The sequence below is a fragment of the Lacrimispora xylanisolvens genome (genome assembly GCF_002934545.1).
In the GTDB taxonomy this organism is placed as follows: Bacteria; Bacillota; Clostridia; order Lachnospirales; family Lachnospiraceae; genus Lacrimispora; species Lacrimispora xylanisolvens.
In genome coordinates, this window is sequence record NZ_PTJA01000004.1 from 310,688 (window position 1) to 336,832 (window position 26,145).

Below are 26,145 nucleotides of genomic sequence, written 5' to 3' on the forward strand. Positions count from 1 at the left end.
GAGACTCCATTGTTCTCACGCTTTATATGTTGGGAGCATTATACCATTTTCAGGTAAAAAGCACAAGTGGTATTTGGATTTTTCCATACAAAACTACTTTTTCCCGTGATGGCCACGCCCCTCTGATTTTAAAGTGCTGTTAGGGTTATTGTAGGAAACATTCAGCGCATTGGCGACTGATTCCATAATTCCATTGCTGCTGAAGGTAGCACCAGAAACTGCATCTACCTCAGTGCTCTGGCTGTTAATAATCTCAGCTGTCACCTTCTCAACTGCCTTGCTGAAATATGGCTTATCATCTTCATAGGATAAAACTGTTATGTCGGTAATATTTCCATTCTTCACGGTAACACTTGTCTTTGTCTCTCCACGGAAGCCCTGCCCTGTACCTGTATAAGTACCGTCTATATAATTTCCGGTATTGGACTGAACCTGGACCGTTACCGGAGTCTGGCTGCTCACCATCTGAGCCTGGGTATTCCCGGCATAAACCAGCCCGAACATAGCTGCTGCCGAAACAGCTGAGACTGCCACCGGCGCTCCGTTGGCTCTGGCATTGTGTCTTGGACAAACCGATGTGCACTCAAAACAGTCAATACATTCTCCTGATGTAACTGTATCGTACTGATAAAGAGGAATTCCCATACTGCACTTACTGGTACACAGCCGGCAGCTTCCACATTTACTCCTCTCCTTTTTAATTCGGAACAGCCGGAATCTGGACAAAATAGCAAAAACTGCTCCAAGAGGGCATAAATAGCGGCAGAAAAATCGTTCTATGAGGAAAGATCCAGCAATAATAAGAAGCAGAAGGAGACCTCCAGTGGTAAATAAATACCGGACGGAAGGCAAGCTTCCGATTTTAGAATACATGCCAAAAACTGCCCAGGGGCCCGTCATACTGTCAAGATTCCCCAGATGAAATGTCCATATCCCCAATATAATAAACATCAGAATTACGTATTTTAAATTTTTCAGCCACCCATCAACCTTTTCACTTACCTTTAAACCCTTTTTCCCTGTTTTCTTTGTCAGGTACCACAAAAAGTCTCCCATTGCCCCGAAGCTGCATAAGAATCCACAGAAAAATCTGCCTGTAAGTATGGTAATTATCATGCTTCCCAAGAACAGAAGCAGCTGGGGAAACATTGCAGAAAGGGAGAATGTACCAGCAAGAATCCCACTGTAGATTTCTTTCATTGCATAAAAAATACTGGTAAACAGACCGGGCAGAGCCAGAAAGGATATGACCTGAATGATTCTTCTCCATACTCTGACTGAACCCGTTTTCTTTTTATTATCCATAGTAATTAATCTCCTTTTTACCCATGATGAATTTATCTTTCAATTCCGGTGTTACATAAGTAGCACCTGACCCCTCCATAAAAATCCCTTCTATATGATATTGGTTTAAAAGCCTCATCCCTGATTTCAGACCCATAACAAAAACAGCGGTAGATAACCCATCCAGTTCACATGCGAAATCACCAATCAAAGTCACTCCTGCTAATCCGCTGGCGGAAGGAAATCCGGTTCCAGGATCCAGAATATGATGATATCTCTGCCCGTCTTTTTCAAAATACCGTTCATAGTTTCCGGAAGTCACAATTGCCTGATTTGAGACTATTACAGTTCCGGCTGACACTCCTGTTTTAGCAAATGGATTCTGAATCCCGATTTGTTTTGGACTTCCAAATGCTATGACCGACCCTCCAAAGTTAATAAAGCCATCTGATATTCCCTCATCAAGTAACATCTGTTTTGCCGCGTCCGCCGCATAGCCTTTGGCGATTCCTCCCAGATCCAGTTCCTGACCTGTTTGTGACAGTCCCACCTTATTGTGGTCAATTACAATATTTTTGTAGTTGATTAAATCCATGGTTCGTTTCAACTCTTCCATGCATGGCAGCCTGTTTTCCCTTTTGGCATTTCTCCAGATTCTTAAAAGACTTCCTGATGTAATATCAAAGGTACCCTGGGAATCTTTAGAAATCTCAACAGCCTTTTCAATCACATCGATTGTCTCTTTGCTGACTGTTACCAGGTTTTTTCCTGCTGCCCGGTTAATCTCAGCGATCTCACTATCCTCTTTAAAAGCGGAAAACATATGGTCAAAACGAAGGGTTTGCATCTTAATATGGTCCAGAACTTTTATGATTCGTTCCTCAGAAAGTTCCTGGTCAAAAACAGCCACAGTGTTGGCTGTACCCAGTGCAAAAAAAGTTTTCTGTATCTGTCTCATCCTTATGACTCCTTTCTTCTTCGTTTCTGCTGTTATCATAATCTGTAAAAATTAAAACCAGATTAAAAATAAGCTAAATTGTGTGAACTTCCTGTGAAATAAAAAAACTGCCCGGCAAGATTTTACCGACCGGGCAGTTTTGACTACTTCCATATTCAATTTTCAAATGGCAGATTTACAGTAAACACCGTTTCTTCACCAGGCTGGCTTTTTACCGTAATCTCTCCCTTATGAGCACTTACAATCCATTTTACCATGGCAAGTCCAAGTCCTGTGTTACTTCGTCCGCTGCTTCTGGACGGATCAACCTGATAAAAGCGTTCCCATATACGCGTTAGATGTTCCGGCGCAATCCCGATGCCATTGTCTGCCACCGTTAATTCCAGATGATCCTCTTTCTTTTCCAGAGAGAGCTTCACCCAGCCTTCTTCTTTTCCATACTGGACCGCATTTTCAATTAAATTAATCAGCATTCGGATCATCATCGTCTCGTCTGCCATCAGAAAAACATCTGGCTGTACTTTAGTAATGACACTGATTTTCTTATCCTTTGCCATCTCATTTTGCTGTTCCCCGATAATTTCCACCAGTTCACTGAAATTAATCTGTTCCAGATTCTCCAGTTGGAACTGACCATTGTCCATCCTTGCAAGAGTAAGAAGATTGGAGATCAGGGCAGACATCTTTACTGCCTGCTGTCTGATTTTATAGAGGGACTCTTTTGTTTCTTCCATACTGGAAGCATGTTCCAGCCCATAATCACACTGGGCAAGAATGACAGCAGCCGGGGTCCTCAGCTCATGGGAAGCATCTGCTGTAAAACGCTTCTCATTTTCAAAATAGCCCTCCAGCTTGTCAAACATACCATTAAAGGTCTTTGCCAGGGTATGGATTTCATCCGTTCCCTCTTCCATTTGAATCCGACGGGACAAATCTCCCGCCTCTCCAATGGCTTTTGCCGTTTGAATCATATCCTGAATGGGGCGAAGCCCTCTGTCAATGACCAGATACCCCACCAATGCTACTCCCAGAACCAGAAAGGGAAGTGCCAGCACAAGAAGGCGAAGGAATATGTCCTCTGAGTGAACGGTATCGTGAATTGGCAGGATACCGCGGATCCACAAATAAGTTCCATGTTCTTTTTTTACCTTGGTATCATAGATAAACCATTCCTGGCCACCAGATTTCAGCTTTCTGGAAGTGTCCTTTGCAAATGCCTCTTTATTTTCACAATCAGTTGGTACAATTCCCGCCAACCGTGATCCATTCATATCATACACAGAGATGTAGATATCATTTACAGGGACCGAAATCTTTTCCTCTAACTGATTCCGGTTTAGATCTTCGATTTCATCCACAGTTTCCATTAATTTTTTCTGTAAGGTAAGGCTGTTAAATTTTCTTTGTGAGAACACTAAAAAAACAGATACCACTATAACAAGAAGCATCATAAATAACGTAAACCACAGAGTAACCCGCATTTTAATGGAAAGTTTTTTCATCATTATCTCTTCCTGAAAAGTTATTTTATCACGTCAGACCTTCTAATTCTGTAACGGGTCTTCTGTACGCAGAACGTATCCTGCACCTCTGACTGTGTGAATCAGTTTCTCCGAATATCCTTCATCTATTTTTTTTCTTAAATACCGGATATATACATCAACCAGATTGGATTCTCCTTCATATTCGTAATTCCAGATATGCTGGCTGATCTTATCCCGGGAAAGCACAATCCCGGCATTTCGGATTAAATATTCTAATATGGAAAATTCCTTTGAAGATAACGGAATGTTTTTCTGATCCCTTGTCACTAACCTTGTATCGCAGTTCACCGTCAGATCCCCCAGCTCAAAAATATTGCTGATATTACCAGATGATCTTCTTAACATGACACGGATTCTTGCAAGAAGTTCCGTAAAAGCAAAGGGTTTTACCAGATAATCATCCGCTCCTGCATCAAGACCGGTCACCCGGTCCTCAATACTGTCCCTCGCTGTCAGCAACAGCACCGGAGTCTTTTTTCCCATTCTCCTGGCCTTTTTTAATAGTTCAAGACCACTCATTCCGGGAATCATAATATCAAGAATCACCGCATCATAATCAGTCATCTGGAAATACTCCAGACCATCCAGTCCATTAAAACAGCTGTCAACCGTATAATGTTCCAGCTGAAGCTTTTTTACAATCAGTTGATTCAAATCCGGTTCATCTTCCACCAATAATATTCTCATTGCCTCTGTTTTTCCCTTTCCTTCTTTCTACTAATTATATCACAAGAGTAAGGAATGAAACATGAAAATGTAATCAACAGAAACAGCACCACAGCATAGACGGAGGAAAACAGAAAAATAATCACAAGTAAAATCAGCAAAATCCCGATTCCGATTCGTATCATGATATGAGGAATGAGTTTAAAACCACTTGCCAGCCCCAGAACGGCATTCCCGATAAACATGGTATTAGCAATTCCTACAATATTCTGAAATGACAGTATCCCAGAGGCATGGAGAAATAGAACCAAATAATTCACTGCCAGAAGCATCAGGGCTGTCAGACATTTATGGTGAAATATTTTCGGTAATCCAGTATTTTTAAACCGTGCCGCAGTCTGGCGCGCAACTGCCCCCGTAAAAGTTGACACTGTACAGATACAAAGACCTGCAGCCAGCCCGGAAAAAACGGCTCCTGAAAACCTGCCCGCTACTGGTAGTAAAAGATCAGGCATGGAATGACTGGGGCTGTTTTGAAATGCGAAAGCAGTCAGCAGATAAACCATAATAATTGCTGACAAACTGATCTGCATGGCACGCATCATGGTACGTTTGGGATTTTCCACATCCTCCACATAATTTCCCAGTATCTCCCATCCCACAATCGCCCAGAATATAAGAAGAAGCGTCTGCCCTAAGGCCTCCGGTGCCGGCAGGCTGTGGGGAATGGACAAAACCGGTAAACGAAGCAGAGTCGCACCGCTGCCGGCAAGCAGCAGGCAGGCTGTGATACTGGATAATACCAGCATAAATTTCCCCATAAAGGAAACATCCGATATAACAATCATGGCACAGATAAAAAGTACCCCACCGGCTGTAACCCACGGGCTTACGTGAAAGACAGAGGTAACAGCCGGTCCAATAAACTCTGACGCAGTAATCGCCACAGCAACAGGACCAAAAAAGACCGCAACCGTAAGGTAATTGGCTGCAAGCGTTCCAAATCTGCTGCCGAACATATCCCCAACAATGGTGCTGATTCCCCGGTTATCCGATGCAATGATTGTCATCTTTGCAAAGACATAGGCAAATAAAATATTAAGTGCCATTATGATAATCCATGCAAAAATCGCATGCTCACCCAGCATTTCATAAGCCAGAGATGGCAGAAAGATAATGCCGGAGCCAAGAATCGGTCCGGTCATCAGCCCGCTTACCGTAAAAACATTTAATTTTTTCTTCATACAAACACATCTCCCTTCCATCCCATTAATCATAATAAAAAATCAACCATTTGTATAATTGAAGTTATTAAAGATTGACTTCAGAATAATTGATGATAAAATAATGATAACCGGATTTTGAAAGGATGAGAACCGAAAGGGATGAATGAGATATGATAGAGATACGTAATTTAAGAACGTTGGTTAAAATAGCAGAGCTTGGCAGTTACACGAAGGCGGCTCAGGCACTGGGATATGCCCAGTCTACTCTGACCTTTCAGGTGGGTGCCATTGAATCCTACTATCATTGTCCTGTTTTTGACCGGACTGGTAAGACGCTGAAGCTTACTGCATTTGGAGAGCAGCTGCTGGAATGTTCTAATTCCGTGTTGCGGGAGTACGATAATCTGGAACAGCTGGGAAAAAGCGATGCCATACCCCAGGGCTGCTTACGGATCGGAGCCCCCGAATCCCTGACACTGTATCGTTTGTACCCGCTTATCATTGCCTATAAATCGGCTTATCCACAGGTGGAGGTTCGTATGATCAACAGCCCGTGTGAGCTGCTGATAAAAGATTTATCTGCCGGACAGCTGGACATCAGCTTTGTACTTCAGCCCGAGTGTATGGATGAAAATCTGCATACAGAATTGCTTTTAGAAGAAAAAATGTGCCTTGTTGCTCCCGCCGAACATACACAGCCAGACTTTTTGCCCGAATCCGGGGAAATGGTATTCTACACAGAAAAGGAATGCAGCTATCGCCAGGAATTTGAACGTTACCTGCAAAAGCACCACTATATCCCTTCCAACGTACTGGAAACAGCCAATGTAGAGGCGATCAAAAAATATGTAACCAACGGTCTGGGAGTTTCCTATCTTCCCTATTACACCGTGAAATCAGAAAGTGAAAGCGGATTAATCCGCACAAAATTCATTGAAACAGACCCTGTTTTTTTTACCCAGATTGTGTATCATAAAAAGAAATGGATTTCTCCAGCCATAAAGGCACTGATCAATCTCAGCCGCGAATATGGCCGGAAATGGTCCGTCTGACAGTCATTAATTATTGAAGCTCTTATAATTGAAACTCCGATTTTAAAATCCCATATTCATAAGTATCTTTCCATATGGGATTGCCGTCCTCATCGGTAAAAAAATATACATTTTTCAGCAGTGTCCCCTCTCTTCTCATCCCCACCCGCTCAAGCAGTTTCCAGGAATGAGGATTCTGGGGATCACACATTGCAATCATTCTTCTTACACCAAGCTCATGAAAACCATATTTCATCAGTGCCAGAAGTCCTTCTGTGGCATACCCCTTCCCCCAGTACTGATCATTGAAAACATACCCCACTTCCCATGTTTCAAATTCTTCTTTTGCAAAATAAAAATTACCGATGAGTTTTCCGTTTTTTAAGCATACGGCAAGAAACCGTTGGTCATCAGCCCGCCTTTTTGCTTCTGAATAAGATTTTTCTCTTGAATATGGCTTGTATGGTTCAAATTCCAATACCTTTGGATTGGAAAAATACTCATACAAATCTTCCCCGTCATGTTCTGTAAACTTACGTATCACCAAACGGTCTGTTATTATTTCCCTCATATAAATTCACCCCAGTCTTTTCATTTATGTTACAAATAAGTATTATACAGCAACATTCATAAATTTCAAAAGACTTTGTGAAATCATTGTATGCAATGGCACTTTTACCGGCGTATCAGATCTTTAACTTCAATATAAGGGTTCTTATACCTCTGTTTCCCTTCCGACATGTTTCCGTATTGAACAGCCTGCCTGGGGCATAGGTTTAAGCAGGAAAGACACATCTCACACTGATGATTCCACGACGGTATTCCATTCTTAATTTCAATGTTATGGACAGGGCAGACCTGGCTGCATAATCCACAGCCAATACACCCCTGATCTGCCTTGAACTTATGATCCATTTTCTTAATAAAAGGCAAAGCAGACCGATACAACATACCTGTTCTTAAAATTCTGTCGGACATGGTGCCCGTTTCCACAGCATGGTACTCATGGAATTTAACTGCCGAGACGATCTCCCGGACTTTCTTCTCCATTGAGTCAAAAAGTATTTTCTTTTTTTCCTCGTTTGTTTCATGCAATAATATCATGTTGGTAGGCATGATTACAGAATAACCTGCCGAAAGTTTAATACCTTTTGTCCCCAGCATTCTGCGTGTAAGTACCAAAGTTCCGGCTACTCTGCCACCATTGGTAGCGACGGTGAAAAAATATTTTCCCTTATTATCAGGTGACAGATGTTTTATAAACTGCTTAACCACGCCTGGCAGGCCAAAAGCATATACAGGAAATACAAGGCCGATATTGTCAGCTCTCAAAGGTGCTATTTTCTCACCTTCGCCCTCTATGGGAACTAACGTCGTATCCCCAAGCAGGTCTCCAATCCTTCTGGCGCAGTAAAGAGAATTTCCTGTTCCTGTAAAATAGTAAATAATCGTTGACATCTTCATTACTCTCCTTTTTCAAATCTGATATCCGTCCCCTTATTTCCCATCAGCCTGTAGATTTTCCAGCAATGTCGGTTCCGATTTTTTATATACGGTCAGGAACAGGGTAGGAATTACTGACAAGATTGTAAAGCCAACTGACCACCAAAAAGCAACATTGTACACACTTACAACATTCTGCATTCCCAATGCAGAGTGACCGGCTAACTGATGCTCTACAATTGTTGCAAGGACTGCAGATCCAAACGCTCCTCCAATTGTCTGCAGTATTCTTGTGGCAATGCTGGCATGAGGAATCTGCTCACTGCTCAGTCCCACATAGGCAGAAACCATAAGCGGAATGAATACTCCGCCCAGGCCAGCCCCCCGTATCAGCAGCGCTGCACCTAACAAAATTGCATTTGTTCCGGAATCAGCAAAAGCAAATGGCAAAGTACCCACCGCTGTGATGATAAGACTTACCATAACAATCGGACGCGCTCCTATCCGGTCGGTCAGTTTCCCCATCTGAGTTCTTGTGAGCAGCATGCCAACTCCCTGAGGAATCAGCATAAGGCCGGCGTAGAGAACGTTTTCGCCACGCACCTGCTGATAAAATAACGGAAGAAGAAGCATACCTCCATTTGTGATAATGCCTGACATGAAAAGCAGCACAGACGTAGCGGTAAAATTGCGTGATTGAAACAAATGCAGATCAAGAACTGGAGATATCTTTGTATTTAAGGCGTAGAGAATAAATGCAGCCATTACAAGAAGTCCTGCTACTGTCGGGATAAAAACTGCAGTGCTGTTTAATCCACCATGAGAAGCAATCTGCGCTATTCCATAAATGAGCAGGGCAAATGCCGGGGACAGCAGCAAAATACCAATGATATCAAGAGGCTGTTTTTCCTCTGTGGGACTACCCTCAGGTATTCCCCAAAAAGCCAGTAATAAGGCGATGACAGTCACCGGAATATTAACATAAAAGATCCAGCGCCAGCCCAGACTGTTGACTATAATCCCGCCAAGAACCGGTCCCAGGATGGGTGCTAGCAGCATGGGCAGGCTGACAATTGACGCCATGTGGCCAATATTCCGCCCCCCGGATATTTGAACCAGCATATTTGTCATCGTCGGCATCAGTAAACCTGCGCCAATTCCCTGAAGGAGCCGAAACCCGATCAAAGTACCTATATTCCATGACAGTGATGATAGAACCGAACCTATAAAAAATAAAATCAGTGAAAATTCATACAGCCGTTTGCCTCCAAAACGATTAATCGCCCAGCCAGATACGGGAACCGCAATTGCCATTGCAAGCACATATCCTGTGATCACCCATTGTATAACGGAAACCGTACTATTAAATTCACTAGCTATTGTTTTTATGGCCACATTGACCATTGTAGAATCCAATAGCGGTGCAAGAGAACCAAACACCAGAATTATTGACACCTTAAGCATCATCGGATCAAGCGTTTCTTTTCGCTGCCCGGAATCATTTGCTATATTTTCTGCCATATTGAAACCTCCTTTAAATTAAGAACTTTACTTCATCCAACAATCTGTTGTATTATCATATTGTAATGAGATCACGATTCTTCATCAACCGACAATCATGATTTGTTTGTTGGATTTTAAAAGGGAGTGGAGGAATTCTCTTGATAAAGCAGCCTGAAATAACGATGCAGACTAAAAATAATTTAGCAGATGCCTTCTGGCAGATCTATTGTGAAAAACGAATTGAGAAGATTACGGTTAAAGAAATTACAACAAAGGCAGGTTATAACAGAAGCACATTTTATGAATATTATACGGATGTCTACGATGTGCTGGAGCAAATTGAAGCTTCTGTATTACCAGATATTGAAAAACACAAAAAAATGATACCAAATGGGAGCATGCGATTTCCACTGAAACACCTTGTGGAAGTGTACAATAAAAACAAACAATATTTTATTGTCCTGTTGGGAAAAAATGGGGATCCGGCCTTTCAGGAAAAAATGAAAAACACATACAAAGACCTGGTACGCCCCATGGTAAAAACCTATGAATCAGATGATTACAAATTAGAATGCAGTTTGGAATATGCCATGTCCGCTATTATTGGTGTGATGACGTATTGCTTTACAAGGGAAGAACAACCTGATATTGAAAAGACGGTTGTGCTTCTCAATGACTTTATGAACAATGGTGTAATAGGACTGCTAAAGTGAATAAGAAAAACGAGCAGAAATCAGACCAAAACCCCCTGATCTCTGCCCATTTTTTATCTTTTCACAACGCCTGGAACCCTTAAAACATATCCCACACCTCTGACCGTATGAATCAGCTTTACCGCATGGCCTTCATCGATTTTCTTTCTCAAATACCGAATGTACACATCAACCATATTGGATTCTCCTTCATAGTCGTAGTTCCATATATGCTGACTGATTTTTTCCCGGGTTAGCACCACGCCTGTATTGCGGATTAAATACTCCAATATGGAGAATTCTTTGGAGGAAAGCGAAATAATTTTCTGATTTCTCATTACTCTCCGTGCATCACAGTTTACAATCAGATCGCCAACCTCAAAAATATTGCTGATATTACCGTAATACCGCCTTAACATTGCCCGTACTTTCGTAAGAAGTTCTTGTAAAGCAAATGGCTTCAGCAGATATTCATCCACCTGTAATTCCGGATTGGTGCCACGGTCCAAAGCAGAGTCATCCGCACTCATCAGAAGCACCGGTGTCTTGTTTCCCTTACTTCGTACCTTTTTTAGCAGTTCTATCCCGCTGACTCCCGGAATCATAGTATCCAGAATGACAGCATCATAATATTCCGTCTCCAGATAATCCAATGCGTCAAGACCATTAAGACAGGAATCAACGGTATAATGTTCCAGTTTTAGTTTTCTCACGATCAGCCCATTTAAATCCGGTTCATCCTCCACCAATAAGATTCTCATTGTATGTGTCTTTCCTCTCATTCTTATGTCCATTCATTTATGTCTGTAACTTATAAATATTATATCACAAGATTAATGAAAGGAATATGAAGGAAATAACAAATAATCTTATAAAGACTAGCGTGATTAAAACTTAGCCACATATTTTGTTAATTTACCATTCCCCACTTTACAAATCAAATCTTTATCAAGCATTTCTTTAAGCATATTAATTGCATGAGTTGTCCCAGAGCCCAGAGTTTCTTCAACATCAGAGCGGGTAATTTCTTTTTGTTTCTCAAATAGTTTTATAATCGGTAAATACTTTTCATTATCATTTGTCAATATTCTGGCATGTATATTGGGAAGCACAACTCGAAACGCACCTTCCACATTTTCAAACTCAGGTTGCACTGAAAAATCTTTATAACAGCTTATTATCTTACTGATACCTGTTCCGTATGCTTCAATAAGCTTCATCCTGTAAAATAGTGCTGCAAGCCTTTCATTTCTTGATTGGGATGCTCCTAACATAGCTGCCTCTAATGATAATCCAGATACCATACTTCCTAAGGATATTATCTCCAATCTGTTAGAGTATAGATTAATGAATGTACTGCCGCTAAAAGAGTAATCTCTGTGAACTATGGCATTCAACAATGCTTCACGTACTGCATCTTCCGGATAATCTCTTTCATCTGTTCGTAGCAAATCATGGAAAGAAGCCTTTGTCCCATTGTAAAAATCAATGGTTCTGTAAGCATCAGTAAGCTGAGTAAACAGGGATCCTGTAAATTCTTTTCTGTCCCTGAAAACCAACTTATCTGTACCCTGAAACATTGCAAATTTAATAGAATGCTTACATTGATCAGAAACAAGTAATCCCATATTTGTATAAATACCATCTGAAGAAAGAATGCCTAAATTTTTCATTTGGATTTCAGTAAATTCTAACTTCCTTTTATTTAATTCCTCATCAAGTCTGTGAAACGTCAGTTCTTGAACCAGAGAACGATTTGTTTCAAACGAATCGCCATCAGTTGTTTTTATCATCATGCGTATTGCATCTTCAGAAGCAGGGGCTGATGTTGTTCCGCTCCTGACATATACTCCTGTAGGTTTAAGTCCTTTTTCAGACAAGTAGTAAGGTTTTTTTGTCCCCTGACTGACAGTTAGTTTAATAAAAAATTTACTATTTTCCTGCAGTAACTCAATATTTGTAAACATGGATACATCGGGACGTATACTGTCTCTTAATGAATTAGATATCTTCTGCATTACAAAGTCAGCATCATCAAGACCAACTATTTCACCACTATCATTAACACCTATATAGATTGTCCCGCCAATTGTATTAGCAAAAGCAACAATTTCTTTTTTTAAATCCGTCGTATAGATTTCTTTTAACTCTATTGTTTCACTTTCATATAATTTCATGGATCTACTCCTTCTATCTTTTCTATCACCATACTAACACAACAAGTGATAGAAAGCAAGAATAACCAAGTGACAAATTGCGACAAAAGAAATGTAAATCCAGCCCAACTATGATATGATAAATAAATAAATAAATAAATAAATAATAATAACCGCACTTCCTATCCCAAACACACACCCGCATAAACAAGGAGGCACTTTTATGGACACCCGCTATCTGACCTACATCCTGACAATCGCCAAAAAAGAGAACATGACCAAAGCTGCCGAAGAACTTTTTGTCTCCCAATCCACCTTAAGCCAGTACCTCTCAAAGCTGGAAAGTGAACTTGGCACTCCACTATTTTACAGAAGCAAAGGCAGGTTAACACTCACGCCAGCAGGCTCCCTTTATATAGAAGCGGCGGAAAAAGTCATGTCCATAAAAAATGTCCTGTATCAGAATATACAGAATATTGAAAACCGCGGTCACATAACCGTAGGAGTGACCTCACAGTTCGGTCTTACCATGCTGACTGATATTATTCCAGCTTTCAAAGTTCAATACCCGGATATGATCATAGAAATTTCAGAAACCAATCTTCCCGGGCTTACCAGAATGATATTGGAAGAAAGTATCGACTGCGGAATCATGGCGATCAATGAAATCGATCCGTTTTCTCCTGATCAGGTGACCATACTCCGGGAGGAAGAAGTTTTATTTTCCATTCCTGTTAATCATCCATATCGGAAGAAAAATCCGGACAGGCCTATCCGAATCGAGGAATTTGCAGAGAGTTTCGGGGAAGAAAATATTCTGCTGTCTAAAAAAGGCTCTACTCTTCGCCGCCTCACCGATGTAGTGCTGGAAAATGCCGGCTGGATCCCCAGTACGGTTTGTGAAACCAACAGCATATCCACAACCAGAAGTATGGTTGCTATGGAAATCGGAGTCACATTTATCAGCGAATCCTGTGCAATAGACCGGGAACACGTGGCATACTATCATGTGGAACCAAAACTCACCAGATTAAATGCTTTGGTGACAAGAAAAAACTGGATACAAAGCCAGGCGAGCCAATGTTTTTGTAATGCCATAAGGAACTATTTCAATGAATAACAGCCCTGGACGCCGATCTAAAAACCGACTCCCCGGGCTGTTAAATTCAATTAAATTAATTATTTTGCAAGATCATCAGCGATCTGTTTAATCTCATTGTAAATCTTTTCGTCATTTGCCTCAGAATCAGAAGAGCTTAAATAGTAAGGCATCATTTCAACTTTGGCAATTGCCTCTTTTACTTCCGGATCTTCAGTCATTTTCTTCACCAGCTGATCGTACCAGGCAATGACATCATCAGAAGTATCTTTAGGGAAATAGAAGGAAAATTCACAGTTTGGATATACTAAATCTACGCCCTGCTCTGTTAAAGTCGGGATATCCTTGATTAATTCATAACGCTCTTTTGTGGGAGCTCCCAGACATACAAACTGTTTTGCCTCCAGATAATCCTTGCAGTTAATATAAGCGCCCGGCATTAAATCTACCTGACCGGAAAGCATAGCTGCAATCTTATCGGAGTTAGAGCCTACGTCTACCAGATCCAGATCAATTCCTGCCACTTTTTCAAATGCAAGCAGCTCATAGTAAGTATATGCGCCTACTTCGGTACATGCTTTTAACTTGCCCGGATTTGCTTTTGCTGCCTGAATGAACTCGTCAAGGGTCTTATATTTGTCAGGATTTGCATAGAACTGCTGCGCCGGATCAAGTGCAAATGTGGGTCCTAATTTAAATGCGGTATAATTATAATCGGTTACACCAGCAATATTGGCTACGTTTACCAGGTTGTGACCATAGAGGAAGGTATGTCCGTCTGCAGCTGCGGAGCGAACCTGATTTGCTGCTACGGAGCCTGCAGCCCCGTTGGCATTTACCACAATGAAATCAGCACCTGTCATTCTCTTTGCATACTCCGCAAATACACGGGCAGAAAGATCTGTGTTGCCGCCTGCTCCTGCAGGAACCACAATGGAAACAGTGGTGGTTGGCTTCCAGGTGGAAGCTGCTGCCTCAGTACCTGCTGCTTCTGATCCTTTTGTAGCGGCTGCCTCAGAACTGGCTGCTGCTTTTGTTGTTTCTGCTGTTGTTGCCTGTGTCTGGCTGCTGCCACATGCTGTCATACTTAGAACGACCCCCGCCGCCATTACTGTTGCCAATAATCTTTTTTTCATAGTTTTTGCTCTCCTTTTTTATAATTGTTCAGATGCCTTCCCCGCTTTTTTATTTATGTACATCTTGTATTCCTTATAAACTGACCAAACCACGACTCCGATTGCCACAAAAAAGAATGCGTCAAAAATCGGTCTCTGGAAGAATGCTCCAAATGATTTGTACTGCATGATTCCTCTTCGGAGATATGTCTCCAGCATTTTTCCTATGAGAAAGCATAATACAAACGGTGTAGTTGGCAGTCTGAACTTATGATATAAGTATCCTACCAGTCCAAACAGAAGTATGGACTGTACGTCAAAGATCCGGTTGTTGGTTGCATAAGCACCTACACAGCATAAAACCAGGATCAGTGGCATCAGAATGTGTTTCGGTATCTTTAAAAGCTGTACAAATACTTTGATTCCAAAAAATTCGATTAACAGCATCATTGTAATACAGATCATACATGCTGCAAAAATTCCGTATACAACATCTGCATTTTTAACAAACAGAAGAGGTCCTGCTGATAAACCATGAATCAAAAATCCCCCAAGCATCATGGCAGTTACTCCATCTCCCGGAATTCCAAGTACCAGAAGGGGGATCATTGCTCCTCCTATGGTGGCGTTGTTGGCTGTTTCAGTTGCCACGATTCCGTCAGGACAGCCTTTTCCGAATTCTTCCGGATGCTTTGACATGTTTTTAGCCGTTACATAGGCAAGCATTCCTGATGTACTTCCTCCGATTCCCGGAAGAATACCAATTCCGGTTCCGATGAGAGCAGAACGAATTGCGTTTGGAATCTGATAAACAAATTCCTTCCAGGTGAAGCCGAATCCCTTAATGGGTTTCATCTTTATTGTTTCCATCTTTCCATGCCCCATGGATTCTGCTGTTATAAGGATTTCGGATATAGCGAATATACCAATCAGGGTGGGAAGGGTATCATACCCTGCCATCAATGAACTGGAGCCAAAGGTGAAACGGGCTGTTCCGTCAATGGGCGCCATTCCTACCAGAGAAAAAATCAGTCCCAGCATTCCCGCTAAAACCCCCTTTAGCATAGAACCGGAAGCCAGTACTGCAACCATGGTAAGGGCAAAAAAGGAAATACCAAAGTTTTCAGCCGGAGTGAATTTTAATGCAATATTAGCAAGTAACGGAGCGCAGAATGTTAAAATAATAAAGGAAAAGACCGATCCAAGAAAGGAAAAGACAATTCCAAATCCCAGGGCTTTACCTGCCTCACCTTTTTGCGCCATGGGATATCCATCAAAACAGGTTGCGATGGAAGATGCCGTACCCGGCATATTTAACAGAATTGCTGATATCAAACCGCCTGATATCCCTCCGATATAAACAGCCACCAGCATATTCATACCCATGGAAGGGGACATGCTGAATGTAAGCGGCAAAAACAACGCCACAGCCATGGAGGCTGATAAACCTGGTATGGAACCGAATACAATTCCCACACTCACGCCTGCTGCCATAAGCAAAAGAGAAGACGGAGTAAAAATTCTTACATAAGCGTTACCTAGCGAAATTAATGCGTTCATAGCTTCCCCCCTATAAATTAATGGTGAATATTCCAGCAGGTAATATAATCTTAAATCCATACCGGAACAGGAAAAATACCACAAAGGTAAATATAACGGAAGTTACAGCCAGCTGTATGATATCTTTTTTCGTCTTTTTCTCATCAGGTGCCAAAGCATACATCTGGAATGGCAGGTAAAGAATTGTGGTAACAATAAAGCCAACTGGTTGAAGCAGGTAAACATAAACCAGAATCAGGATAAAACTGATAAGCATACGTTTGTAATCCAGATCCTCCTTTTCCATTTTTTCAGCTTCTGCCTTTCTGGCTTTTAAATTTTTTACATTTAAAAATGCCAGGGCAGCTGCCAGAGCAAAGGTCACAATCCCGATGCACATCGGCATGAAATCAGGTCCAATATCCATGATCTTTGATTTCGGCAGCATCTTTGCCATAATCATCATTCCGGCGGATAAAATCATAAAAAATCCGCCGACAATCATATCCCCATATTTTTTAATAAACATTGACTGGCCTCCTCCTTTTATCTTACCAATGCCGGCTTTTTACAGTCATATTTCCAGCCTGGTATTAAATACTGCATTGCAAGAGCATCGTCCCTGTCATGAGAAGGAAGGCTGTTATAGAATGCATTGGCCTCCATTACCCGCTCCATATTGATGGTTACTCCAAGCCCGGGTCTGTCAGGTACCTCCAGATACCCATTTTTAATAGCAGGGGTATCGTTTAAGAGATTCTGACCATCCTGCCAGATCCAGTGAGTGTCAAGTGCGGTCGGATTTCCCGGTGCTGCAGCTGCCACATGGGCAAACGCGGTCAGTGTAATATCAAAATGATTGTTGGAATGACTTCCCCATGTCAAACCCCAGTCATTTAAAATCTGCGCCATTCTCACACTTCCTTCAAATCCCCAGAAATGTGGATCTGCCAGAACAATATCCACTGCTTTTAATGCTGCGGAATGATAAAACTGTCTCCAGTCTGTTGCGATCATGTTGGTTGCTACCGGAAGATTAACGGCATTTTTAAATTCTGCCATGATCTCTCTGCTGGAGAAACCGGATTCCGGACCGCAGGGATCTTCAATATAAGATAAGATTCCCTCCATTGGCTTACAAAGGTCAATTGCCTCCTTTAAGCTCCATGCCCCGTTGGGATCTATGTTGATACGGCCATTGGGAAATGCCTGCTTCAGTGCCCGTACCGATTCCATCTCTTCGGAACCGGTAAGCACACCGCCTTTTAATTTAAAGTTCTTAAATCCGTATTTTTCATGAAGAACCTCTGCCTGTTCCACAATGCGTTCCGGCGTAAGCATCTCCATACGGCGAAGGCGGAACCATGGATCCTCACTGCAGCTCTCATTGAGATACCCAAGCTTAAGCCGCGCTTTTTCCTTCTCGCTGACATAGAATAAATATCCCAGTGTTTCTACCTGGTTTCTCTGCTTTCCCTCTCCTAACAGCTCACACATGGGAAGCCCCAAGTGTTGTCCCAGAAGATCAAGAAGTGCGCATTCAATCGCCCATTCTGCTTTCACAACAAATTTCAGTTTGCTGATATCAAGGGTCTGTATTCCCTCTCCGTCATCACCTTCTGCTCTCCTTCCCCCTCTATGGATTGAATTTAATATTCCCCGGTATTTTCCAATCTGCTGACCTATTACCAGAGGAGTACAGCTTCTTAATGCTTCACAGGTGTAATCCCCTCCATGTATCTCTCCGATTCCGGTTTTCCCCGCACTGTCCTTCAAAATCACCAGATTTCTGGTAAACCATGGTGCATGAGCTCCGCTTAATGTCATAAGCATGCTGTCATAACCAGCAACCGGGATAACCTGCATTTCTGTTACCACCGGCGTTCCTGAGTGCTCCATATGCTTCATTTCCTTTCTTTGGTTAAAATGCACATTTTTTTATTTGTCGAATCTTGTTTTCACATGCATTATACCAATGAAAATCCCATAAATCCAATAATTAAAACCGATTGCAGCAATAAGAAATGTTAATAATCCGTTAAAATCATCGAACAAGACAGGGTTTTTTCGGATTAAATTTCCAGCCTGGTATCAAATACTGCATACCCATGGCATCATCTCTGCCGCCCAGGCAGTGATCCAGATACAACTGGTGAGCCTTTTTAATCTGGTCCAGATCTGCCTCAATACCAAGTCCAGGCTTCTTTGGAACTTCCACACAGCCATTTACGATCTGAAGGGGTTCTTTCGTCAGGCGCTCTATCCCCTCCTGCCAGATCCAGTGGGTATCAAGTGCATTGTAATCTCCTGGCGCTGCGGCTCCTACCTGGGTAAACATGGCAAGGGAAATGTCAAAATGGTTATTGGAATGAGAACCCCATGTATAGCCGAAATCATGGCACATCTGTGCTACTCGGACGGAACCGTTCATTGTCCAGAAATGGGGATCAGCCAGTATGATGTCCACAGCCTGTGATTCCAGGGAATGACCTACCTCTCTCCAATCGGTTGCAATCATATTGGTAGCCGTAGGGAAACCGGTGCGGCGGCGGAATTCGCTGACAATTTCTCTTCCGGAATAGACACCTTCTGCTCCGCAAGGGTCTTCGCAGTACGTTAAAATTCCCTGCATTCCTTTGACATACTCCACAGCCTCTTCAAGAAGCCAGCCGCCGTTGGGATCCAGATCAATCCGCGCATCAGGAAAAGCTTTCTTTAATTCACGGATTACATCCATCTCTTCATTGCCTGGAAGCACTCCGCCTTTCAGCTTAAAATCCTGGAAACCGTATTTTTCTCTTGTAGCTTTTGCAAATGCCACGATCTGATGGGCAGTCAGAGCCTCCTCATGACGGATCCGGTACCAGTCACAGTCTGCATCCGGTTCAGAATCGTAGGGAAGATCTGTTTTATTTCTGTCTCCCACAAAGAATAAATAACCCAGCATACGTACACGGTCTCTCTGTTTTCCTTCGCCTAACAGTTCACATACGGGAACCTCTAAATATTTTCCCAGAAGATCCAGGCAGGGAGCTTCAATGGCAGTTATTACATGTACTCCTGTACGTAAATCGAACGTCTGGTTACCTCTTACATCCGTTTCCCCTTTGGAATCCAGATACTCTTTCACTTTTAAAAGAGTGCTTTTGTATTCACTGATTTTAGTACCCGTTACAAGGGGAACGCATTCTAAAAGTGCATCGGTGATCTTCTTTCCTCCGGGCACTTCTCCTACCCCCATCTCTCCGTTATCCGCATACAGAATCACTATATTCCTGGTGAAGAAAGGAGCATGAGCTCCGCTTAAGTTTAATTCCATACAATCTTTTCCTGCTACTGGGTACACTTCCATTTTAGTAATCACTGGTGTCATTTTTTATCTCCTTTATCAAAGCCCTCCTGGACTTATACAGCTTGAATTATAACTTTCTTTTCACTCTCATTCTATTGACAGACACAACAAGCATTTTGTCTTTTTTTGTCATCTTTCTTATTCTTTCAAATAATGAAACAGGGATTGCAATTATTTGCAATCCCCTGCTTTTATACGTCATAACTGTTCCCAATCCCGTAACGTTTCATCTTCCTCCACAGAGTGGTCGTACTGATCTTCATTGCTTTTGCCACCTCAGTTCTTCTTCCGTTAAAGCGTTCCATCAGCATCTCAATGCGGAGTGCTTCCGGATTCTGGTTTTTTACGGTCTGACTGCTTCCATTGTCTTCTCTGGTAAATGGATAAAGCTCCTGTAACAGATTCTGCACCATCCCCTCCTCCACTTTTCTTCTATGGGCTGTCAGAACCAGCCGCTCACAGAAACTCTCCAGCTGCAACAGATTACCTTCCCAGAAATACTCTTCCATCACACCCAGGGCAGCCTCACTGATTTCCACATATCTGGAATAGGCAGTATTGTATTTTTCAAGAAATATACCGGTAAAACGTCGGATTTCTTCTGGCTCCTTCCTGATCGGAGGAAGGGAAATCTCTAAAGCAGACAGATAGAAATATAAATCCTCCCGAAATTTACCCTGTTTTACAAGTACTGCCAGTTCTTTTCCAGAACATGCGATGAGTCGTACTGGCAGAACTCGCTTTACCATAGAATCACGGTCCCAGAAAAGCCTGTCGCGAACCGCTTTATAAAGCAGGTACTGACACTCCAAAGACAACCGGTCCACCTCTTCTAAAAATACGGTTCCAAACGCCGCAGCTTCCAGAGCACTGACCGGTTTTTTCCTGTTTTCCTCGCCGAAACCAAACAGAACCTGTTTCTGTTCCTCCGGCGAAAGTGTGCTGCAGTTGATATGAATAAACGGTCCTCCTTTTTGGGGGCTGTTATTGTGAATTGCTTCGGCAAAGATTTCTTTTTCCGTGCCGGTCTCTCCGTATATAAAAACCGGGTTTTTAGAAATTCCATACGCTCTTGCCAGCTTTATGCACCGTTTTATCTCCACGGACTCTCTGAGGATATGATGATAATTATGAATTGCAAGATGACTGCCTGCCAGCTTAGCCCCTGCTTCTGACCCTTCCTCCCGCTCTGCTGTCCGAACCTTATGACAGGTCAATATGGCTCCGCTGTAGTGTCCGTCGTACTGAATGGGGGCTCCGATTACCATCAGCAGCTGATTTTTTATGGAAAAAGAGGTGGAATAAAGTTCTTCCCTTCCGTTTAAAATCCCATTGATACTTTCTGTATCAATACCATCAAATACCTTGTTAATGGGAAAACCGATCACCTCGCTGGTTGATTTCCCCAACAGCTGCTCAATCACCCGGTTTACTGCCACAATCTCCTGATAAGCATTTATCTTAATGATCCCGCTAAAGGATGTATCAAGAAGTGTATCAATCTGCGCCTTATTGTGTTTTTCCTGCTCCGCCAGCTCAAGCATGTGAACAGCCAGATGAAGTGCTTTCTTAATGGACTCTTCTCCCGTTTCCATAAACAGACTGGGAAAACCGATTTCAAATGCTATCTGATTGGTTTTTACTCCGCCGATAATTAAGTCTACACCGTCAATAATAGCCTGACTGACTAAGTTCCTCGTATCTTCCAGTTCATTCAGGTTATAAAAGTGCAGATCAAAACCAAACAGCTGGTCCAGTTCATCCAGACTTTCAAACATGTTTTCAAATGCCACAATCCCAATGGAAGGGTGATCCTTTTTCAGCATATTTTTGGCTTTTAAAATCATAAAACCAATTTCACGTACCGTTATGGGCATTTCCACAACCGGAATATTTAAACTTTCTTTAATCAGCGTAGCCTGCAGTCCTCTGGCTATAATAACCCGGGCACCTGCCTCAACAGCCTCTTTCGCTTCCACAACCGCATTGGAATTATCCACTACCTTTAAAAGCTGAACCTCAGTTTTTTCTTTTTCCAATACATTCTGAGCATATGTTAAAATGGTCTGCCTTGGAAGAAGAATCGCTATTTGCTTCATATGTGTCCTCATTTCACAAAATTTCAATGTTGCATATTTTAATATTGATAAATCCTATCATTTTTATTATAATTGCATCATAAAATTATTTCAATTTATTGTTCCATAACTTTTACTAACTTTTTCTAATAGATTCAGGAGGGTATCATGGACTTACGCCAGATTGATAACATCATTGCCATTGAACAGGAAAAAAGTATATCAAAAGCAGCACAAAAATTATTCCTCACCCAGTCAGCCCTAAATCAGCAGCTTCTCCGTCTGGAAAAGGAGCTTGGCACCCAGCTGTTTGAGCGGAAAAGCCACTCCATGGTCCCAACTGTTGCAGGACGAATCTATCTAAACACAGCCCGCCAGATGGTGGATTTAAAGCAGGAGACTTATAAAATCATCCATGATATCTCAGGCGAGCGGCGGGGGGAGATCTCCCTGGCCTATTCACCGGAACAGGGATCTCTTATGTTTTCCAATGTCTATCCCATCTTCCATGCTGCCTATCCGGAAATCACCTTCCGGATTGCAGAAGCACGGGTAAAAAAGATGGAACAGCTTCTTCTGCAAAAAGAGGTGACACTTGCATGCCTGGCATATTTCGGAAACCACAAAAATCCTGCCATTGAATATAACGAGATGGAGGAGGAATTTATTGTACTTGGACTGCCTATCAGCCATCCTCTTGCCAGTCTTGCAGGAGAACGAAGTTATGATACCTTGCCGTCGATTGACTTAACCCTTTTTAAAGGAGACAGCTTTGCATTGATTGCCCGCGACTCCAGAATGAGAGATCTGGTAGATGAGTTGTTTGAGCGGGCAGGCTTCATTCCCAATATCCTGTTTGAATCTGCCTCTACCCAGACAGTTTTCAACATGGTAAAGCAGCAGATCTGCCCTGCATTCTTCCCACAGTCTTATGTGGACCCAGATGCCCCCATCGCCTACTTTACAGTCCCTCCAAGGCATACCTGGATGCGCACCATTGCATATTTAAAAGGCAGTTATTTAACAAAACCGGAAAAATATTTTATGTCACTTGCAATAAATTATGTAAAAGGAACGCTGGAAATTTAAATCCGTCTTTCTGTATTATCACAAGCTTTTAAAAGCAGTTTGATCAGATCTTTCACAGGCTTTGAAAGAATACTGCTTTTCCGGTAAGCAATTACAAGATAAAAGGCTGCCGGATGAGTTAAGGGCAGGCAGACGTAATTGCTTTCTTTCTCCCACATGGACTCCGGTAAAAAGGCAATCCCCTTCCGGCAGCCCACCATATGTTTCGTTACAGTCAGGTCATTGGATTCGCAAAGAATAGACGGAGTAAACTGCCAGCTGGAAAATATCTCATTTTCGCAGGTTCTAAAGGTGCTTTTAGCCGGGTTTAAAATAAATGAATCGTTCAAAAAGCAGGAGACGTCTAATCCATTTTTATAATTCTGGTTCAGGCAATGGTGATTGTCCGGCACTGCCAGTACCAGATTCTCTCTCCGCAGGGGTATGTATTCCAGCATACTATGAGAAAGCTCCTTCGTCACCATGACTGCTAAGTCTGCCATACCATTAATCACATAATCCTTAGCTATATATCCATCTGCATCTATGGTGTCAATAAAGATATTCTCATGCAATTCCGCCAGAGAAGGAAGCACCTCCTTTGAAATTGCAGGAAGCAGATCATTGCGGTAAATGACTGTAAGTTTCTTTTTTCCAGAATAATTTAAATTTTCAATTTCTTTTAATGCGCTGCTGTAGAGACTGAGAATATATTGTGCTCCATTTACATAGATCCTTCCTGCATCTGTAAGGAGATAATCGTTTTTATCTTTATAAAACAGCTTTGTCTGAAGCTCTTCTTCCAGCTTTTTTAACTGCTGGCTGATTGCCGGCTGGGTAACAAATAGTTTCTCTGCCGCTTTTGACAGATTCTTCTCCTCTGCAATCGCTATCACATATTCTAACTGCTGAGTATTCACGGATTTTCCCTCTCATTCTCAAATTCATGGCAAATCTCTCTTATATACCCACTATAAGCAGGAGTATATGTTGGATTATTCATATCCTGCTTCATGACCAGATAAATAAAATACCGCTCCGCTTCCGACAAAGCCTTCCCCTTTTTAACAATTGCTCCAAGACCCAGATAATATCTGGGTGAAAGAGAAAAATAAATGATCTTATGATCTGATGGAACCATGGATGACCGGGGAATCAGCCCCACGCCTGCTCCCTGACGTATCATATTGCTTAGCACCAGGTTATTATTGGTTTCAAAAACAACCGTAGGTTTCATCTTAGCAGTAAGGAAGATGCTGTCAGATATTGCTCTGATAGAGGTTCCCTGGCACATGAGGACAAACGGTGAATCGGAAAACTGGCCGATTTCAATTTGAGTCAGCCTGTTGTCACAGATGCCTGCCAGACTGGCCAATTTATGAAAAGACGGTGCACTTAAAATGACCTCCTCTTTATACATCATAACAAAATCCACATCTTCTTCCTCGCTGTCATAACAAGATCCTAATGCAATATCCACTTCTCCCGCTATCACATGCCTTCTCAAATCTTTCATATAACATTCTTTTATTTCTATTTTCACATTAGGAAACCGTTTGTTGAACTGAGTGAATATTTGTGCTACCAGAACAGCTCCTCTAAGGGGTGTGGCGCCTATGACAATTGATTCTTTTAATTCATGAGTCAGAGTACGAATCGCCAGGTACGTCTGGTCCTTTGCCTCAAGGATCTGGTTGGCAGTGTCTATATAGATCTTTCCTGCCGGTGTGGGAATCAGCCATTTTTTATCCCTTATAAACAGATCTGTTCCAAGGCTTCTCTCCAGTCTTGATAAATAAACACTTAACGTAGGCTGGGAGATCCCCAGTTTTCTTCCTGCTGCTGAAATGCTTTTCTCTTTTGCTAACGTCGTAATGTAAAGCAGGCTTTTTGTATTCATCCTGATCAGCTCCTTAAAACTTCTATAGCTTTTACTTATAACTTTTATAGATATTACTGAATTGAACCTTATTAAATTTTACTATATAATCCGATCTGTAGCAAACTTACAAAAGATAATATGCACAATCCAGGCGCCCATTTTCATGAAGGATACGGTACATTATACTTTTGCACGAAAGTAATGGAGGAATTTAGTAATGACGTATGAAATGATAGTCGTTTTGTTAATTCTGGTTTTTATGGTTGTTATGCTGCTGTCTCACGCAATTCCCTATGGCGTAACAGGAATGATCTGCTGCGTGGCTCTTGTTCTGACAGGGGTCAGCGATATCCCCACTGCGTTTTCCGGTTTTTCCAACAGCACTACCATTATGGTTGCAAATATGCTGGTAGTTGCCAGCGCCCTTGGAAAGACCAGCCTGATTCACAGACTGCGCCAGGCAATGAACCGTCTGCAGGGCAAAAGCGGCATTGTCCTGGTTCTTGCAATGCTTCTTATTACCATTGGTCTATCCCAGTTAATGGGACAGATGGCATGCCTTTCCATGATGCTTCTGTTTGTTCAGACCCTTGATGATGAAAGCGACATCTCTCCGGCCCGCATGCTTTTTATTGTTGCTTGTGTAAATACGATCTGGACCGCAAAAATACCCATTGGTATGGGTGCAACCATGCCTGGAACCATTAACTCTTTTTATCAGGGTATGGTAGAAGCAAAAGACTTACTTGGCATCACGGATTATCTGAAAGCAGGATTCTTCCCCGCAGTAGCAGGCACCATTTATTGTCTTTTTATGTATAAAGTAATTCCCAACAGCAAAATAGACAGTTCTCAGGTCAGGGAAGTAAAAGAAGCAGATGCTATTTCTAAAAAACACGAAACAATTATCTTCCTGGTATTTACTGGGGTTATTATGGGATTTATGTTTGGCAACCAGTTAGGCAGCAATATCAGTAATATTTTACCGGCAGTTGGTGTACTGATCTTAATTATCACCGGAGTTCTTTCTGTAAAAGAAACCGTTACAACTCTTACCGGTGACATGATATGGATGATCGCAGGCATGTCAGTCATTTCTTCTGTACTGGGAAAAACAGGAGTAGGAGAATTGATTGGACAGACTGTACTCAATCTTCTAGGCGAAAACCCCAGCGGTATATACGTTACAATTGTTTTCTGTGTAGTCACAACCGTTATGACAAACTTTCTTTCCAATCTTGGAACCATGGCTCTCATGTGTCCGATTGCAGCGGCTACAGCGTTAGCAGGAGGAATGAATGTAAAGGCTATTGTATTGGTTACGGCTGTATCCAGCTGGTTTGCCATTGCTATGCCTACCGGCTGTTCTGCTGCCATGATGGCTTTTGGAATAGGAAATTTCAACGCATTTAAGCTGATGAAGTTCACTCTCCCTCTTGTTCTTATTTTAATGGCAGCATTAATTTTAGGCGTCAATTTGTTTTTCCCAATCTTTGTCTAGAAAGGATT

23 protein-coding genes are annotated in these 26,145 nt (G+C 42.1%); 5 read left to right on the forward strand and 18 right to left on the reverse strand.

Annotation, left to right across the window (positions count from 1 at the left end; translation table 11 throughout):
- Nucleotides 1-93: 93 nt before the first annotated feature.
- The 5 genes from BXY41_RS09460 to BXY41_RS09480 form a co-directional block, all read right to left on the reverse strand.
- Nucleotides 94-1,305, reverse strand: coding sequence for a 4Fe-4S binding protein (locus BXY41_RS09460; protein ID WP_104436579.1), 1,212 nt, complete (start codon nucleotides 1,303-1,305; stop codon nucleotides 94-96).
- On the reverse strand, nucleotides 1,298-2,242 hold the full coding sequence (locus BXY41_RS09465; RefSeq protein WP_170072298.1) for an FAD:protein FMN transferase: 945 nt from the start codon (nucleotides 2,240-2,242) through the stop codon (nucleotides 1,298-1,300). The genes BXY41_RS09460 and BXY41_RS09465 overlap by 8 nt, the downstream gene beginning before the upstream one ends.
- 155 nt (nucleotides 2,243-2,397) lie before the next feature.
- Nucleotides 2,398-3,747, reverse strand: a complete 1,350-nt coding sequence (locus tag BXY41_RS09470; protein WP_104436581.1) for a sensor histidine kinase — start codon at nucleotides 3,745-3,747, stop codon at nucleotides 2,398-2,400.
- A 39-nt stretch (nucleotides 3,748-3,786) separates the two neighbouring features.
- Nucleotides 3,787-4,473, reverse strand: coding sequence for a response regulator transcription factor (locus BXY41_RS09475; protein ID WP_104436582.1), 687 nt, complete (start codon nucleotides 4,471-4,473; stop codon nucleotides 3,787-3,789).
- Entirely contained in the window at nucleotides 4,470-5,696 is a 1,227-nt protein-coding gene (locus tag BXY41_RS09480; protein WP_170072299.1) for an APC family permease, read from the reverse strand. The genes BXY41_RS09475 and BXY41_RS09480 overlap by 4 nt, the downstream gene beginning before the upstream one ends.
- Nucleotides 5,697-5,848: 152 nt before the next feature.
- Between BXY41_RS09480 and BXY41_RS09485 the strand changes: the two genes are divergently transcribed.
- Nucleotides 5,849-6,730: a LysR family transcriptional regulator gene (locus BXY41_RS09485; RefSeq protein ID WP_104436584.1), complete on the forward strand. Its 882-nt coding sequence runs from the start codon at nucleotides 5,849-5,851 to the stop codon at nucleotides 6,728-6,730.
- Nucleotides 6,731-6,752: 22 nt separating this feature from the next.
- Here BXY41_RS09485 and BXY41_RS09490 read toward each other — a convergent pair whose 3' ends face one another.
- The 3 genes from BXY41_RS09490 to BXY41_RS09500 form a co-directional block, all read right to left on the reverse strand.
- On the reverse strand, nucleotides 6,753-7,280 hold the full coding sequence (locus tag BXY41_RS09490) for a GNAT family N-acetyltransferase (protein WP_104436585.1): 528 nt from the start codon (nucleotides 7,278-7,280) through the stop codon (nucleotides 6,753-6,755).
- A 104-nt stretch (nucleotides 7,281-7,384) separates the two neighbouring features.
- Nucleotides 7,385-8,167: an EFR1 family ferrodoxin gene (locus BXY41_RS09495; RefSeq protein WP_104436586.1), complete on the reverse strand. Its 783-nt coding sequence runs from the start codon at nucleotides 8,165-8,167 to the stop codon at nucleotides 7,385-7,387.
- A 39-nt stretch (nucleotides 8,168-8,206) separates the two neighbouring features.
- Nucleotides 8,207-9,673, reverse strand: coding sequence for an MDR family MFS transporter (locus tag BXY41_RS09500; RefSeq protein ID WP_104436587.1), 1,467 nt, complete (start codon nucleotides 9,671-9,673; stop codon nucleotides 8,207-8,209).
- 140 nt (nucleotides 9,674-9,813) lie between these two features.
- Between BXY41_RS09500 and BXY41_RS09505 the strand changes: the two genes are divergently transcribed.
- Nucleotides 9,814-10,368, forward strand: a complete 555-nt coding sequence (locus tag BXY41_RS09505) for a TetR/AcrR family transcriptional regulator (protein WP_104436588.1) — start codon at nucleotides 9,814-9,816, stop codon at nucleotides 10,366-10,368.
- Nucleotides 10,369-10,421: 53 nt separating this feature from the next.
- On the opposite strand, the gene BXY41_RS09510 is transcribed toward BXY41_RS09505, so the two are convergent.
- Both BXY41_RS09510 and BXY41_RS09515 read right to left on the reverse strand, forming a co-directional pair.
- On the reverse strand, nucleotides 10,422-11,108 hold the full coding sequence (locus BXY41_RS09510) for a response regulator transcription factor (RefSeq protein ID WP_104436589.1): 687 nt from the start codon (nucleotides 11,106-11,108) through the stop codon (nucleotides 10,422-10,424).
- A 126-nt stretch (nucleotides 11,109-11,234) separates the two neighbouring features.
- Nucleotides 11,235-12,524 carry an RNA-binding domain-containing protein gene (locus BXY41_RS09515; RefSeq protein ID WP_104436590.1) on the reverse strand — a complete coding sequence of 430 codons (1,290 nt, stop codon included), beginning with the start codon at nucleotides 12,522-12,524 and terminating at the stop codon, nucleotides 11,235-11,237.
- A gap of 202 nt (nucleotides 12,525-12,726) precedes the next feature.
- Between BXY41_RS09515 and BXY41_RS09520 the strand changes: the two genes are divergently transcribed.
- The gene (locus BXY41_RS09520; RefSeq protein ID WP_104436591.1) at nucleotides 12,727-13,623 is read left to right on the forward strand and encodes a LysR family transcriptional regulator; all 897 of its coding nucleotides are present in this window, start codon (nucleotides 12,727-12,729) and stop codon (nucleotides 13,621-13,623) included.
- A 59-nt stretch (nucleotides 13,624-13,682) separates the two neighbouring features.
- Here BXY41_RS09520 and BXY41_RS09525 read toward each other — a convergent pair whose 3' ends face one another.
- The 6 genes from BXY41_RS09525 to BXY41_RS09550 form a co-directional block, all read right to left on the reverse strand.
- Nucleotides 13,683-14,738, reverse strand: a complete 1,056-nt coding sequence (locus tag BXY41_RS09525; protein ID WP_242980137.1) for a tripartite tricarboxylate transporter substrate binding protein — start codon at nucleotides 14,736-14,738, stop codon at nucleotides 13,683-13,685.
- Nucleotides 14,739-14,756: 18 nt separating this feature from the next.
- Entirely contained in the window at nucleotides 14,757-16,277 is a 1,521-nt protein-coding gene (locus tag BXY41_RS09530; protein ID WP_104436592.1) for a tripartite tricarboxylate transporter permease, read from the reverse strand.
- Between the two features lie 10 nt (nucleotides 16,278-16,287).
- Entirely contained in the window at nucleotides 16,288-16,785 is a 498-nt protein-coding gene (locus tag BXY41_RS09535; protein ID WP_104436593.1) for a tripartite tricarboxylate transporter TctB family protein, read from the reverse strand.
- A gap of 17 nt (nucleotides 16,786-16,802) precedes the next feature.
- The gene (locus BXY41_RS09540; protein ID WP_104436594.1) at nucleotides 16,803-18,155 is read right to left on the reverse strand and encodes an enolase C-terminal domain-like protein; all 1,353 of its coding nucleotides are present in this window, start codon (nucleotides 18,153-18,155) and stop codon (nucleotides 16,803-16,805) included.
- A 145-nt stretch (nucleotides 18,156-18,300) separates the two neighbouring features.
- Nucleotides 18,301-19,629, reverse strand: coding sequence for an enolase C-terminal domain-like protein (locus tag BXY41_RS09545; RefSeq protein WP_104436595.1), 1,329 nt, complete (start codon nucleotides 19,627-19,629; stop codon nucleotides 18,301-18,303).
- 170 nt (nucleotides 19,630-19,799) lie between these two features.
- Nucleotides 19,800-21,707 carry a sigma-54-dependent Fis family transcriptional regulator gene (locus tag BXY41_RS09550; RefSeq protein WP_170072300.1) on the reverse strand — a complete coding sequence of 636 codons (1,908 nt, stop codon included), beginning with the start codon at nucleotides 21,705-21,707 and terminating at the stop codon, nucleotides 19,800-19,802.
- A 147-nt stretch (nucleotides 21,708-21,854) separates the two neighbouring features.
- On the opposite strand from BXY41_RS09550, the gene BXY41_RS09555 reads away from it, so the two are divergent.
- Complete coding sequence (locus tag BXY41_RS09555) at nucleotides 21,855-22,775, forward strand: LysR family transcriptional regulator (protein ID WP_104436597.1); 921 nt, start codon at nucleotides 21,855-21,857, stop codon at nucleotides 22,773-22,775.
- Here BXY41_RS09555 and BXY41_RS09560 read toward each other — a convergent pair.
- A complete protein-coding gene (locus BXY41_RS09560; RefSeq protein WP_104436598.1) occupies nucleotides 22,772-23,674 on the reverse strand; it encodes a LysR family transcriptional regulator in 903 nt (300 codons plus the stop codon). The two genes, BXY41_RS09555 and BXY41_RS09560, sit on opposite strands and share 4 nt — an antisense overlap.
- Complete coding sequence (locus tag BXY41_RS09565) at nucleotides 23,671-24,654, reverse strand: LysR family transcriptional regulator (RefSeq protein WP_104436599.1); 984 nt, start codon at nucleotides 24,652-24,654, stop codon at nucleotides 23,671-23,673. Before BXY41_RS09565 ends, BXY41_RS09560 begins: the two co-directional genes overlap by 4 nt.
- Nucleotides 24,655-24,853: 199 nt before the next feature.
- Between BXY41_RS09565 and BXY41_RS09570 the strand changes: the two genes are divergently transcribed.
- Nucleotides 24,854-26,137, forward strand: coding sequence for an SLC13 family permease (locus BXY41_RS09570; protein WP_104436600.1), 1,284 nt, complete (start codon nucleotides 24,854-24,856; stop codon nucleotides 26,135-26,137).
- The last annotated feature ends 8 nt before the right edge of the window (nucleotides 26,138-26,145 follow it).

Excerpts from the sequence above, each read along its gene's own strand:
- BXY41_RS09555 (WP_104436597.1), top strand. The coding sequence starts at position 21,855 with ATGGACTTACGCCAGATTGATAACATCATTGCCATTGAACAGGAAAAA.
- BXY41_RS09515 (WP_104436590.1), bottom strand. The coding sequence starts at position 12,524 with ATGAAATTATATGAAAGTGAAACAATAGAGTTAAAAGAAATCTATACG.
- BXY41_RS09500 (WP_104436587.1), bottom strand. The coding sequence starts at position 9,673 with ATGGCAGAAAATATAGCAAATGATTCCGGGCAGCGAAAAGAAACGCTT.
- BXY41_RS09550 (WP_170072300.1), bottom strand. The coding sequence starts at position 21,707 with ATGAAGCAAATAGCGATTCTTCTTCCAAGGCAGACCATTTTAACATAT.
- BXY41_RS09460 (WP_104436579.1), bottom strand. The coding sequence starts at position 1,305 with ATGGATAATAAAAAGAAAACGGGTTCAGTCAGAGTATGGAGAAGAATC.
- BXY41_RS09540 (WP_104436594.1), bottom strand. The coding sequence starts at position 18,155 with ATGGAGCACTCAGGAACGCCGGTGGTAACAGAAATGCAGGTTATCCCG.
- BXY41_RS09520 (WP_104436591.1), top strand. The coding sequence starts at position 12,727 with ATGGACACCCGCTATCTGACCTACATCCTGACAATCGCCAAAAAAGAG.
- BXY41_RS09475 (WP_104436582.1), bottom strand. The coding sequence starts at position 4,473 with ATGAGAATATTATTGGTGGAAGATGAACCGGATTTGAATCAACTGATT.
- BXY41_RS09565 (WP_104436599.1), bottom strand. The coding sequence starts at position 24,654 with ATGAATACAAAAAGCCTGCTTTACATTACGACGTTAGCAAAAGAGAAA.
- BXY41_RS09535 (WP_104436593.1), bottom strand. The coding sequence starts at position 16,785 with ATGTTTATTAAAAAATATGGGGATATGATTGTCGGCGGATTTTTTATG.
- BXY41_RS09510 (WP_104436589.1), bottom strand. The coding sequence starts at position 11,108 with ATGAGAATCTTATTGGTGGAGGATGAACCGGATTTAAATGGGCTGATC.
- BXY41_RS09545 (WP_104436595.1), bottom strand. The coding sequence starts at position 19,629 with ATGACACCAGTGATTACTAAAATGGAAGTGTACCCAGTAGCAGGAAAA.
- BXY41_RS09525 (WP_242980137.1), bottom strand. The coding sequence starts at position 14,738 with ATGAAAAAAAGATTATTGGCAACAGTAATGGCGGCGGGGGTCGTTCTA.
- BXY41_RS09485 (WP_104436584.1), top strand. The coding sequence starts at position 5,849 with ATGATAGAGATACGTAATTTAAGAACGTTGGTTAAAATAGCAGAGCTT.
- BXY41_RS09470 (WP_104436581.1), bottom strand. The coding sequence starts at position 3,747 with ATGATGAAAAAACTTTCCATTAAAATGCGGGTTACTCTGTGGTTTACG.
- BXY41_RS09490 (WP_104436585.1), bottom strand. The coding sequence starts at position 7,280 with ATGAGGGAAATAATAACAGACCGTTTGGTGATACGTAAGTTTACAGAA.
- BXY41_RS09530 (WP_104436592.1), bottom strand. The coding sequence starts at position 16,277 with ATGAACGCATTAATTTCGCTAGGTAACGCTTATGTAAGAATTTTTACT.
- BXY41_RS09480 (WP_170072299.1), bottom strand. The coding sequence starts at position 5,696 with ATGAAGAAAAAATTAAATGTTTTTACGGTAAGCGGGCTGATGACCGGA.
- BXY41_RS09495 (WP_104436586.1), bottom strand. The coding sequence starts at position 8,167 with ATGTCAACGATTATTTACTATTTTACAGGAACAGGAAATTCTCTTTAC.
- BXY41_RS09570 (WP_104436600.1), top strand. The coding sequence starts at position 24,854 with ATGACGTATGAAATGATAGTCGTTTTGTTAATTCTGGTTTTTATGGTT.
- BXY41_RS09465 (WP_170072298.1), bottom strand. The coding sequence starts at position 2,242 with ATGAGACAGATACAGAAAACTTTTTTTGCACTGGGTACAGCCAACACT.